Below are 12,009 nucleotides of genomic sequence, written 5' to 3' on the forward strand. Positions count from 1 at the left end.
TAAATTCGCTCTGCCCCCAGCGTGAACTGAACAGCGTTAAGCTGTCAAGGTGGCAACCCGAATCGACCGCGCCCTCGTCGCGGACACCGCACTGCGCCTGCTCAACGAAGTGGGCCTCGAAGGCCTCACCCTGCGCAGGATCGCCAAGGAGCTCGACGTCCAGGCCCCCGCGCTCTACTGGCACTTCAAGAACAAGCAGGAGCTGCTCGACGAGGTGGCGACGGAGATGTTCCGCCGCATGGCCGCGCCCATCGCGCACGCCAAGGGCGACACCTGGCAGGAGCGGATGGCCGCCGCGATCCGTGAGCAGCGCCGCTTCCTGCTCGGCTACCGCGACGGCGCCAAGGTCTTCAGCGGCACGCGCTTCACCGACGACAGCTACGCCACCCCGCTGGAGAAGATGCTGCGCGACTGCATCGAGGCCGGGTTCACCCCGCGCGCTGCCGCCCGCGCCTGGTTCACGCTCAGCACGTACACCGTCGGCTATGTGATCGAGGAGCAGTCCGTCCACCCCACGCCGGAGAGCGACGACCGCGACCCCGCCTACGAGAAGGAGGAGCGCGCCCGCCGCCTGGCCGGGCACCCGCTGGCCGACGAAGCGGGCTGGGAGTTCTTCGACGACCTCGACGCGGGCTACGAGGACGGGCTGCGCGTCGTCATAGCGGGCATCGAGGCCACACTGCTACCGGGCGGCCGCTCCGCCGCTTCCGGAGAGGCTCCCGGGGACCCCGCGCAGCAGTGACCGCCGCAGGGCGGGGGTGAACCGCCGCTCCACCCAGCGGTTCAGCACCCACGCCAGCCCGAGCATCAGGGCGATCGTCAGCGCGAACGTCCCGTACGCCGGGACGCCCAGCTTCCGGTGCAGCGCCCCGATCACCACCCACCCCAGGTGCTCGTGCACCAGATAGAAGGGGTAGGTCAGCGCCCCCGCCACGGTGAGCCAACGCCAGTTCGCCCGGCGCACCTTGCCGAGCGCGATCAGGGCGACGGCCGCGTACCCCAGGGCGATCACGGCGATGATGACGTACGCCGAACGGTAGGAGAAGTAGTGCGGGTTCGGCGGGTGCCACAGCCCCGCCACCGCGTAGTGCTGCCCGATCAGGAAGCTCACCCCGACGATGCCCCAGGCCAGCGCGTCATGGCCGTAGCGGTGGATCAGGTAGAGGCCGATGCCGCCGATGAAGAACGAGGAGTACTCCGGCATGACCACCACCCGCAGCAGCTCCACGTGCGACGCGGTCGTCACCACCGTCGCCAGCGTCCACACTGCGCAGAAGAGCACCACCCGGCGGCGCGTCGCCCCCGGCAGGACGACGAACAGCGCGAACAGCGCGTAGAAGCGCAGCTCCGCCCAGAGCGTCCAGCACACCCCCAGCACCCGCTGCGCGCCCACCGGCTGCTGGAGCATGGTGAGGTTCGCCAGGAAGTCGCTCGGCGAGACCGTCCTGTACGCCACCCACGGCAGCGCGAACGCCAGCGTCACCAGCACGATCGCCGCCCAGTAGGCGGGATAGAGACGGGCCACCCGCGAGGCGAAGAACGAGCGCAGCGGGCGCCCCCAGCCGCTCATGCAGATCACGAAGCCGCTGATGACGAAGAAGATCTCCACGCCGAGGCAGCCGTACGCGAACGCCCCGGACAGCGTGGGGAATTCATGGCGCGGCGAGGAGCCCCACGCCCGGCTGACATCGCCGTCGCGGCCCCCGTAGTGATAGAGCGCCACCATGAGCGCGGCGATCAGCCGCAGCCCGTCCAGCGCCCTCAGTCGGCTGCCCGACTCCTTCGCCGGCGGGGCGGCGCCGGTGGCGAGCGGAGCCGTACGGGCCTCGGGCAGGGTCGGGGCCGTCATGCCGTCACCGTCGTCTTCGTCGTTTTCGCCGTCTTGCGGGCCAGCCGCCGCTGCACGGCCCGCGCGCGGCGGGCCACCTTCCGTACGGTCGGACTGCGCGGCAGGAAGGCGAGCTGGGAGGGGACCGCCCCCGGCAGCGCGAGGGCGGTCAGGCGGCGCCGCTTGAAATAGGGGCGCGTACGGGCGTCGAGGTGCGCGGCGAGATACCGCTCCGCGGCCTCCCGCAGACCGGGCAGGACCTGCGGCTGCATGGCGAAGCCGACGGCGGCCAGCAGCCCCTGGGCCTCCTCGACCGACAGCTGCCGGTGCGCCGATGCGTCCTCGAGACCGGGCAGCAGCGCGTCGACGAGGGTGACGGGGACGCGATTGCTGTTCTGGTACGGAGTGAGCCGCTCCAGCAGCAGATCCGTGCCGGTGCGGGCGACCGGAAGCCCGTAGAACGTGCTCGCCGTCAGCAGCGCGGTCGAGAAGCAGCCGGCCACCAGCACGGGCCGGATCCGCAGGAAGACCACCTCGGCCAGCACGGGCGTGTCCAGCACCGTCAGCCCCACACCGAGGCGCTCCGCCTCCTCCTCCAGCATCCGCGACCAGCGGGCCGGGGCCGAGGGGTGGGGCTTGAACACCAGCTGCCGGTGGCCGCGAGCGGCCGCGCCGCGCAGCATGCGCACGTGCAGCCGCTCCTCCTCCTCGGGCGTGAGGATCTCCAGCGCCGACAGATACTGCCCGAGCAACAGAGCCGCACCCCCGGGTGCGGTCACCGGGGGTGCGGCGTCGGCGAGTTCGGCCAGTACGGCGGTGAAGGCGGCCGTCGGCACGATCTCCGGCTCGACCCCGAACTCGGTCAGCAGCAGCGGGCGCAGGCCGGGCACCAGGTCCAGGTGCAGGAGCCGGCGGACGCGGGTGCCGACGAGCGGGTCCAGCTTGCTGCGCGTGGGCCCGTAGCTCATCAGCCCGTCGGCGTAGACCTCCAGCGGGGCGTCCGCGAAGCACAGGGCCAGCGCCTGCGCCGGGCTGACCTGGATCGACTCCACGATCAGCTCCAGATCGTCGGAGCCCAGGCCCCACAGCAGCCTCAAGTGCCGCTCCCACAGCGGGGCGTCGTCCGGGCGGGGCGTCCAGCCGTTGGGGTGGAAGGGGCTGATCGCCGCGTTCCAGGACAGCACCCCGTCGAAGCGGGCGCGCAGCCGGTCGAAGCCGGGCGCCTCGTCCAGGGCCGGGGTCGTCTCCGGGACGGCCGCGGTGTTGGCGACGAGCAGCAGCCTGCGGTCGGCGGGGGAGAAGCAGCCGGTGTCCAGGGCGGCGGCGAGCGTCGCGGCCCCGTAGAGGGTCGACGCCAGGAAGATCTGGGTGCGGGGGCGGCCGTGCATCAGGCGGAGACCCCCGGGGCGGTGGGCCGGCGGCGCAGTCGGCGCAGCCGGGCGGCGCGGTCGTAATCCATGGAATTCAAAGCGTCCTTGACCAGTTCCTGGGGCATTCGCCGAAGTGCGGCCGCGCTTCTCGAACGCAGTGCGCGGGCCACGGCGGGTTCAAAGCGTTCGATCGTGCCGAGCTGGTGGGACATGATGGCGCAGTATGTTCGAACGGCTTTCGGGAGAAGCGCTTCCGCGTCCTTGTCCCGCGCCGTCTCCTCGATTACCTGATCGAATGCGCGAAGGAAATCGAGTTGTCGCACATCGCCGATCTGGGTGAGCGAAGTGGCCACTCCCCGGCGGTAGAAAACACCCAGCAGTCCGGTCACGGCAAAGGTCCGCGCCTCGCGGTGCAATCGCCAGATCCACGGCCGGTCCTCGGCGGTGCGCAGGCCGTCCCGGAAGTGCAGCAGCCCCTCGTCCAGCAGCCGCCGGTGGTAGATCCCGGCCCAGGCGTAGGCGTAGTCGACGGACGTCGAGCGGTCGGCGGGCAGTATCGCGCCGCGCGGATCGAGCACCACCCCGCGCCTGCCGTGCGGCACGCGCTGCACGGTGCGGACGCGGCCCGTGCACTGGACGTGGTCCGTGCGCACGAAGTCCACCGCCAACTCCTCGATCACGTCGAGCAGTTGGGGGTAGTGGCCGGGGGCGAGCCAGTCGTCGCCGTCGAGGAAGGTCAGGTACTCGCCGCTCGCCGCGTCCAGCCCGGTGTTCCGGGCGGTGGCGAGGCCGCCGTTCTTCGCGTGCCGCACGACCCTGGCGCCCGGCAGGTCGCGCGCGGCGCGCTCCAGGAGCTCCGGCGTGCCGTCGGTCGAGCAGTCGTCCACGAGAATGAATTCGAAATCCTCACGGGTGTTCGCTTGCAGGCTCCTCAATGTGTCGGGCGCATAGGTCTGCACATTGAAGAACGGCACGATGACGGAGAGCTTGACCACTCACCGGACATTAGGTGGCCCCCCGGCATTCGTCTTGTCCTGGGGCGGGCGCGAAGGTGAACGAAGCGCGGCGGAATGATGAACCCGCCGCGTGGACAAGCCGATTCGCCGATCGTCGGTGTGCTGTTTACCGGTTGTTGTGCTGGCGTTGGGCAGCCAAACGGAATGGATTTCTATCGTCGGCGACGTGCCATCACGAGCTGCCTCTTCCTCGTCCGCGCCGCGGATCGCCGTGCTCGCCGACTCCGACACCCGGTGGAAATGGGGTGCGCTCACGGCGCACCGCCTCGCCCCGGGCGCCCGGCTCGACGGCCTGCTGCTGAGGGGCCGCGCGACGCCCACCGTCCGCCAGCTCGCCGAGGTCGGCGTGCGCGCGGAGACGCTGCGCGAGGTGACGGGCGTCGAGTTCGTCCGCACGGCCGACCGCGAGCGGTACGACATCGTCGTGCTGGCCTGTGTCGGCGGCGCCGTGCAGACCATGCTCCACGGACTGGCCCGCGCCTGGGGGTCCGCGCCCGCCCGCCCGGTCGTCGTCACCGGCTACGTCGGCGTCGTCTACGAGAAGCTGGCCGACGGCCTCCTCCTGCGCCACGGCGCGGACGTCGTCCTCGCCAACTCCCCGCAGGACGCGGAGCGTTTCCGTGAGGTGTACGAGGGAGTGGGGGCGCCCGTGGACAGTGTGACGGAATGGGCGCTGCCGTTCCTGTCGGACGAGATCTCCAAGGAGGAGCCCGAACCCCGGCCGTTCACCGTGGTGTTCGCCGCCCAGCCCTCCGTGCCCGAGAGCCGCGCGGACCGTGCGTATCTGCTGAACCGCGCGGCCCAGCACGCCCGGAAGCACCCGCGGCGCGACGTCCTCATCAAGCTCCGCAGCAAGCCCGGCGAGCACACCACGCACATCGAGGAACTCCCGTACCAGAAGCTGGCCGCCCGGCTCCGTGGCGGCCTGCCCCCCAACTGCCGTCTCGTCTACGGCCACATGGGCGAGGTGCTCGACCGCACCGACCTCCTCGTCACCGTCAGCTCCACGGCCGCCCTGGAGTCCCTGCACCGGGGCGTGCCCACGGCCGTCCTCACCGACCTCGGCATCCGCGAGGCCCTCGGCAACCACCACTTCCTCGGGTCCGGCTGCCTCGCCTCCTGGGACCGCCTCGACGCCGGGCACCTCCCCGAGGCGGACGCGGACTGGGTCGCGCGCCAGGGCGTCGCCGCCGTCGGCCCGTACGCCCACGGCACCGTCCACGACGCCGCCCGGCGGCGCGTCGCCGCGCTCGTCGCCCGCCCCGCGCTCCCGCCGCTCGCCCCCTACTACACCGCAGCGACCGCCCCCGGCTACCTCCCCGCCGTCCTCGCCCGCCACGGCCTCGACCCCCAGGGCCGGCCGCTCCCCGGTGCCGCCCGGCCGCCCGGCGAACCGAGCGCCCTGCGCCGGGCGGTACGGGAAGCGGCGCGCGGCGCGTACCGCCACGGCGTGCAGCGCGTCGCGCCCGTCATCCGGCGGCTGGGGGAGCTGTGAGCGCGCCCGCCGCATCTGCTGAAGGAGCCACCATGTCCGCAGTCCTGGCCGTCATCCCCGCCCGCGGGGGGTCGAAGGGCGTCCCCGCCAAGAACCTCGCGGCCGTCGGCGGCGTGCCGCTCGTCGCCCGCGCGGTACGGGAGTGCCGGGCGGCCCGCCTGGTCACGGACGTCGTGGTCTCGACGGACGACCCCGGCATCGCGGCGGTCGCGCGGGGGGCCGGGGCGGTGGTGGTGCAGCGGCCACCCGCGATCGCGGGGGACACGGCGTCGAGCGAGGCGGCTGTGCTGCATGCGATGGATGCGTACGAGGAGATGTACGGCCGGGAGATCGGCACCGTCCTGTTGGTGCAGTGCACCAGCCCCTTCCTGACCGCGGCCGATGTCGACGGCGTCGCGGCGGCGGTGGTCGAACAGGGCGCGGACACGGCGCTGACGGTGGCCCCGTTCCACGGCTTCGTGTGGCGGGAGGAGGGCGATTTTTCCCCAGCCCCGCCCCTTCCCGGCCAAGCCCGTCCGGCGATTGAGGACACCGCGCGAAGCGCGGTTCGGGGGTCCGGGGGCTTGCCCCCGGTTTCGGGAAGGGGCGGGATCGGGGAAAAGACATCCGCCCCCGTCGGCGGCTGCGGCGTCAACCACGACAAAGCGCACCGCCCCCGACGCCAGGACCGCCCCCAGGACCTGCTGGAGACCGGCGCCGCCTACGCCATGCGCGCCGACCGCTTCCGCGCGGAGCGCCACCGGTTCTTCGGCCGCACCGAACTCGTCCGCACCGACCCCGCCCGCGTGCTGGAGATCGACGACCCGCACGACCTCGCGCGGGCCCGGGCGCTCGCGCCGCTGCTCGACGGCCCCACCGCCGCGCTGCCCGCGCGGGAGGACGTCGACGCCGTCGTCATGGACTTCGACGGCACCCAGACCGACGACCGGGTGCTCATCGACGCGGACGGCCGGGAGATCGTCGCCGTGCACCGCGGCGACGGCCTCGGCGTGGCCGCCCTGCGCCGCGCCGGGCTCGCGCTGCTGATCCTGTCCACCGAGGCCAACCCGGTGGTCGCCGCGCGCGGCCGCAAGCTCGACGTGCCGGTGCTGCACGGCATCGACCGCAAGGACGTGGCCCTCAAGCAGTGGTGCGACGAGCGCGGCATCGCACCCGAGCGTGTGCTCTACGTCGGCAACGACGTCAACGACCTGCCGTGCTTCGGCCTCGTCGGCTGGCCCGTCGCCGTCGGGAACGCCCACGACGCCGTGCGCGGCGCGGCCCGCGCGGTGACCTCCGCACCCGGTGGCAGCGGAGCCCTCCGCGAGATCGCCTCCTGGATCCTCGGCCCCACCCTCCGATCCGCCTGATTGTCCCCGAGCCCTCTCCGAGCCCTAAGGAACCGCCCCAGATGAGCCCCGCCCAGCGCACCCGCCCCCTCGGCACCAAGACCGCCGGACCCGGCCACCCCGTCTACATCACCGGCGAGATCGGCATCAACCACAACGGCGACCTCGACAAGGCCTTCGCCCTCATCGACGCGGCCGCCGACGCCGGCTGCGACGCCGTGAAGTTCCAGAAGCGCACCCCCGAGATCTGCACCCCGCGCGACCAGTGGGACGTCGAACGCGACACGCCGTGGGGCCGGATGACCTACATCGACTACCGCCACCGGGTGGAGTTCGGCGAGGAGGAGTACCGCCGGATCGACGAGCACTGCCGCGAGCGCGGCATCGACTGGTTCGCCTCGCCCTGGGACACCGAGGCCGTCGCGTTCCTGGAGAAGTTCGACCTGCCCGCGCACAAGGTCGCCTCCGCCTCGCTCACCGACGACGAACTCCTGCGGGCCCTGCGCGCCACCGGCCGTACGGTCATCCTCTCCACCGGCATGTCCACCCCGAAGCAGATCAGGCACGCGGTGGAGGTGCTCGGCAGCGACAACATCCTGCTCTGCCACGCCACCTCGACCTACCCGGCGAAGGCCGCCGAGCTCAACCTCCGGGTGATCCACACGCTCCAGGCGGAGTACCCCAACGTGCCGATCGGCTACTCCGGCCACGAGACGGGCCTGCAGACCACCCTGGCCGCCGTCGCCCTGGGCGCCACCTTCGTCGAGCGGCACATCACCCTCGACCGGGCGATGTGGGGCTCCGACCAGGCCGCGTCCGTCGAGCCGGGCGGCCTCCAGCGGCTCGTGCGCGACATCCGCGTCGTGGAGGAGTCGCTGGGGGACGGGGTGAAGCGGGTGTACGAGAGCGAGCTGGGGCCGATGCGCAAACTGCGCCGCGTCGCGGGCGTCGTCGCCCAGGGCGACCGCGAGCAGGCCGCCGACCGCGAACCCGCCGCGGTCTGACGGGCCCTGAAGGTGACCGCGCCCGCCGGGCCGTCCGCCCGCACCCTCGCCTTCGTCGAGAGCCCGGTGCAGCTCCTCAACGTCCTCGAATGGGCGCACGTCACCGGCGGTCCGGGGACGGACACCCCCGTGCCCGGACCGCGCGAAGGGGACCGGCCGCTGCGCGACGGCATCCCGCGCCAGCCCAGGGACCGCGACCCGGCGCCGGTCAGGCCCGCCGACACCGGCCTCGTGGTCGTCGTCCTCGCCCCGCACGACCCCATGACGCGGGGTCAGCTGCGGCGCATGGCCGAGCTGGCGCGGGACCAGGGGCACCAGGTGCGCTGGGAGGAGGCGCGGGGCGGGCCGGGGGCGCCGGTGCAGACCGTCGGCGGCCTCGCGGGCGCCCTGCGCAAGGCGCACCGCGTCGTCATCGGGGACCCGTTCTCGCGCTATGTGCAGCTGCTGCTGACGATCACCCGGGCCCGGGAGCTGGTCGTGGTGGACGACGGGACCGCCACCATGGAGTTCGTCTCCCAACTCGCGCGCGGGGAGCGCCTCGTGCGGTGGCACCGGCGCGGCAGCCGTGGGGCGCGTGACATCGCCTTCGCGCCTGTCTCCGCTTCCGCGCGCCGTCGGCTCACCCCGAACGACCGCCGGGCGGTAGAGGTGTTCACCGCGATGCCCGTCGAGCCGCCGCCCGGCGTGACCGTCACGCCCAACGACTTCGCCTGGACCCGCGCCACCTTCGGCCCGCCCCGCCTCACCCGTGGCACGGACCTCGTGGGCACCTCGCTCGTCGAGACCGGCGTCGTCGACCCGGACCGCTATCTGGACGCCGTCGCGGCCCTCGCCCGCACCCACGGTGCCACCCGCTACTTCGCGCACCGCCGGGAGAGCACCGACAAGCTGCGGCGCATCGGGGCCGTGGTGGGCCTGGAGGTCGTACGCCCCGAGCTGCCGCTGGAGCTGATCGCGCGCCGGGGCCCCATCGGCCGCACCGTCCTCAGCTTCCCCTCGACCGTGGTGCACACCCTGCCGCTCGCCCTCGCCGGGACCGGCGTCACCGTCGCCGTCTGTGACATCGACCCCGTATGGCTCACCGAGGGCGCCTCGCCCAGGGCCGAGGGCTTCCTCTCCGAGGTGACCGACACCGCCCCTGATGTGCGACGACTCCCGGTCATGCCGCTGACGGCCCCCTGAGCCGTAATAATTGGTCATACCCTCCCCGCGACCCATCCATGCGGCTGAACTTTTCTAGATCTGGGGGCAGTTGCCCGGGTGAGGGCTCTACCCTTCACTGCGTGAACCATCTGATGCCTTTGGACGCCGAACCCGACACCGTCGACGCCAAGCTGCCCGGTGCACTCCCCTCCGCGCTGCGCGCCGAACTCATCGCGTTCCGCCGGGACTTGCACATGCACCCGGAGCTGGGGAACCGCGAGTTCCGTACCACCGCGGCGGTCAAAGCGAGGCTGGAGAAGGCGGGGCTCAAGCCCCGCACCCTCTCCACAGGCACCGGGCTGTTCTGCGACATCGGGCGGGACGCCGTGCGGGAGGCGGGCCGGCACACCACCGTCGCCCGGGGCATGCTCGCGCTGCGCGCCGACCTCGACGCGCTGCCCATCCCGGACACCAAGACGGTCCCGTACCGCTCGACCGTCCCCAGAATGGCGCACGCCTGCGGTCACGACGTGCACACCACCGCCGTGCTCGGCGCCGGTCTCGTCCTCGCGGACCTGGCCGCGAAGGGCCTGCTGCCGCACCCGGTCCGGCTGATCTTCCAGCCCGCCGAGGAGGTGCTGCCCGGCGGCGCCCTCGACGCCATCGAGTGCGGGGCGCTGGAGGGCGTGGGCCGGATCATCGCGGTGCACTGCGACCCCAAGGTCGAGGTCGGCCGCATCGGCCTGCGGCAGGGCGCGATCACCTCGGCCTGCGACCGGCTGGAGGTGTCGCTGGACGGCCCCGGCGGCCACACCGCGCGGCCGCACTTCACCACCGACCTGGTGACCGCCGTGGCCCGGGTGGCCACGGACGTCCCCGCGGTGCTCGCGCGCCGGGTCGACGCCCGCTCGGGCCTGTCCCTCACCTGGGGGCGGATGGAGGCCGGGCACGCCTGCAACGTCATCCCGCAGCACGGCGAGCTCTCCGGCACGGTCCGCTGCCTGGACCTGCACGCCTGGCGGGACGCGCCCGACCTGGTGCACGCCGCGATCGACGAGGTCGCGACCCTGCACCGCGCGAAGTCGGAGATCAATTACGTCCGCGGGGTGCCCCCGGTCATCAACGACCCCGAGGTCACGGAGCTGCTCCGGCGGGCCATGACGGCGCGCCGCGGGCCGCACTCCGTCGAGGACACCGAGCAGAGCCTGGGCGGGGAGGACTTCTCCTGGTACCTGGAGCACGTCCCCGGCGCGATGGCCAGGCTCGGGGTCCGGCCGGTGGGCGACAACACCCGGCGTGACCTGCATCGCGGTGATTTCGACGTGGACGAGGGGTCCATCGAGGCCGGCGTCGAGCTGTTCACCGCGGCGGCACTGCTGGACGGACGCGCTTCATAGACAAAATCCGTCGGCAATCGGTCGGCAATCCGTCGGCAATCGGGTCAAGAGGCGTTCGCGTCGATCCGATAACGGCTTTGAAGCACCCCTTTTATCTCCATCTACGCGCGTTACGATGCCCGCGAACCAGCGCCGACGGAGGCGCTTCGAGTGAAGGGGCCCCTTCGTGCGCCGGGTATCCACAATCACTGTCGCGGGTGTCACCACCGCGGCTCTCGCATTCACCCTCACCGCTTGTGGTGAGTCCTCCACCGATTCGGGTGGCAGCAAGGACAAGGGCGTCGGCCTGGCGTTCGACGTCGGCGGCCGTGACGACCACTCCTTCAACGAGTCCGCCGCCCGCGGCCTGGACAAGGCGGAGAAGGAACTCAAGGTCGGCGGCAAGATGATGACCGCCAAGAACGGCGAGACCGAGGCGGAGCGCGAGCAGCGGCTGAGCTCGCTCGCCGACGCGGGCTACAACCCGGTCATCGGCGTCGGCTTCAACTACAAGAACTCGATCGAGAAGGTGGCCAAGGACTTCCCGAAGACCACCTTCGCGGTCGTCGACTCGATCGCCAACGGCTCGAACGTCGCCAGCATCACCTTCGGTGAGCACGAGGGCTCCTACCTCGCCGGTGTCGCCGCCGCGCTGAAGTCCAAGACCCACAAGGTCGGCTTCATCGGCGGTGTGCAGAACGCGCTGATCCAGAAGTTCCAGGCCGGATTCGAGCAGGGCGTCAAGGACACGGACTCCAAGGCGGAGATCCGTTCCGAGTACCTCTACACGAACAACGACAAGGGCTTCAACGACCCGGCGGCCGCCAAGGACAAGGCCAAGGGCATGCTCGACTCGGACATCGACGTGATCTACAGCGCGGCCGGTCTCTCCGGCAACGGTTCGATGGAGGCCGTCGCGGGCAAGAAGGGCGCCTGGTCCATCGGGGTCGACTCCGACCAGTACCAGCAGCCGGGCCTGGAGAAGTACAAGAGCTCCATCCTCACCTCGGTCGTGAAGAACGTCGACGTGGCGGTCTTCGACCTCATCAAGAGCGTCCAGGACGGCAAGCCCTTCACGGGCGAGCACAAGTACCTGCTCAAGGACAACGGCGTCTCGCTGGCGACCTCGGGCGGCTTCATCGACGACATCAAGCCGAAGATCGAGGAAGCCAAGAAGAACATCGTGGACGGCAAGATCACGGTCAAGACCTCCCCGTGACCTGCGGGACCGGCTCCGGCCGGTCCTGCGCGGCCACGGGCCCGGTGGCGGGGGAGTGCCCCCGCCGCCGGGCCCGCACATGCTCCCCGCGACAACGCTCGGGGAGCCTCCGGCCAACGCTACGCGCGTAGCTTCCTGTTGACGCTGTAGCGTCGCCCCCGCCCTCCCGGAGCCCACCCCGGTCCCCGCCCGGCCGGCCCCGGTTTCCTCCCGCTCCCTTCCCCGAGGAG

General features: G+C 72.0%; 10 protein-coding genes. 7 read left to right on the plus strand and 3 right to left on the minus strand.

The window, feature by feature from the left end; all coding sequences use genetic code 11:
* Positions 1–49 precede the first annotated feature (49 nt).
* On the plus strand, positions 50–742 hold the full coding sequence (locus DXZ73_RS26500) for a TetR/AcrR family transcriptional regulator C-terminal domain-containing protein (protein ID WP_116213552.1): 693 nt from the start codon (positions 50–52) through the stop codon (positions 740–742).
* On the opposite strand, the gene DXZ73_RS26505 is transcribed toward DXZ73_RS26500, so the two are convergent.
* The 3 genes from DXZ73_RS26505 to DXZ73_RS26515 are packed head-to-tail and all read right to left on the minus strand — an operon-like array spanning position 683 to position 4,193.
* The gene (locus tag DXZ73_RS26505; protein WP_116213553.1) at positions 683–1,849 is read right to left on the minus strand and encodes an acyltransferase family protein; all 1,167 of its coding nucleotides are present in this window, start codon (positions 1,847–1,849) and stop codon (positions 683–685) included. The genes DXZ73_RS26500 and DXZ73_RS26505 overlap by 60 nt on opposite strands.
* Entirely contained in the window at positions 1,846–3,216 is a 1,371-nt protein-coding gene (locus tag DXZ73_RS26510) for a polysialyltransferase family glycosyltransferase (protein WP_116213554.1), read from the minus strand. Before DXZ73_RS26510 ends, DXZ73_RS26505 begins: the two co-directional genes overlap by 4 nt.
* Positions 3,216–4,193: a glycosyltransferase family 2 protein gene (locus DXZ73_RS26515; protein ID WP_116213555.1), complete on the minus strand. Its 978-nt coding sequence runs from the start codon at positions 4,191–4,193 to the stop codon at positions 3,216–3,218. The genes DXZ73_RS26510 and DXZ73_RS26515 overlap by 1 nt, the downstream gene beginning before the upstream one ends.
* Before the next feature lie 226 nt (positions 4,194–4,419).
* Here DXZ73_RS26515 and DXZ73_RS26520 point away from each other — a divergent pair, with 226 nt between their 5' ends.
* From DXZ73_RS26520 to DXZ73_RS26545, 6 genes are all read left to right on the plus strand, one after another.
* Positions 4,420–5,709, plus strand: coding sequence for a DUF6716 putative glycosyltransferase (locus DXZ73_RS26520; protein WP_116215868.1), 1,290 nt, complete (start codon positions 4,420–4,422; stop codon positions 5,707–5,709).
* A gap of 32 nt (positions 5,710–5,741) precedes the next feature.
* Positions 5,742–7,058, plus strand: coding sequence for an acylneuraminate cytidylyltransferase (locus tag DXZ73_RS26525; RefSeq protein WP_116213556.1), 1,317 nt, complete (start codon positions 5,742–5,744; stop codon positions 7,056–7,058).
* Between the two features lie 41 nt (positions 7,059–7,099).
* Positions 7,100–8,041, plus strand: a complete 942-nt coding sequence (locus DXZ73_RS26530) for an N-acetylneuraminate synthase family protein (RefSeq protein ID WP_116213557.1) — start codon at positions 7,100–7,102, stop codon at positions 8,039–8,041.
* 12 nt (positions 8,042–8,053) lie between these two features.
* Entirely contained in the window at positions 8,054–9,223 is a 1,170-nt protein-coding gene (locus DXZ73_RS26535) for a hypothetical protein (RefSeq protein ID WP_205519230.1), read from the plus strand.
* Between the two features lie 113 nt (positions 9,224–9,336).
* Entirely contained in the window at positions 9,337–10,581 is a 1,245-nt protein-coding gene (locus tag DXZ73_RS26540; protein ID WP_116213559.1) for an amidohydrolase, read from the plus strand.
* 166 nt (positions 10,582–10,747) lie between these two features.
* Positions 10,748–11,779, plus strand: coding sequence for a BMP family lipoprotein (locus DXZ73_RS26545; protein WP_116213560.1), 1,032 nt, complete (start codon positions 10,748–10,750; stop codon positions 11,777–11,779).
* Positions 11,780–12,009 lie beyond the last annotated feature (230 nt).

This window comes from Streptoverticillium olivoreticuli subsp. olivoreticuli, from assembly GCF_003391135.1.
Taxonomy (GTDB): Bacteria; Actinomycetota; Actinomycetes; order Streptomycetales; family Streptomycetaceae; genus Streptomyces; species Streptomyces blastmyceticus.

Coding starts and splice junctions, on each gene's coding strand:
- DXZ73_RS26505 (WP_116213553.1), bottom strand. CDS start 1,849: ATGACGGCCCCGACCCTGCCCGAGGCCCGTACGGCTCCGCTCGCCACC.
- DXZ73_RS26530 (WP_116213557.1), top strand. CDS start 7,100: ATGAGCCCCGCCCAGCGCACCCGCCCCCTCGGCACCAAGACCGCCGGA.
- DXZ73_RS26510 (WP_116213554.1), bottom strand. CDS start 3,216: ATGCACGGCCGCCCCCGCACCCAGATCTTCCTGGCGTCGACCCTCTAC.
- DXZ73_RS26525 (WP_116213556.1), top strand. CDS start 5,742: ATGTCCGCAGTCCTGGCCGTCATCCCCGCCCGCGGGGGGTCGAAGGGC.
- DXZ73_RS26540 (WP_116213559.1), top strand. CDS start 9,337: ATGCCTTTGGACGCCGAACCCGACACCGTCGACGCCAAGCTGCCCGGT.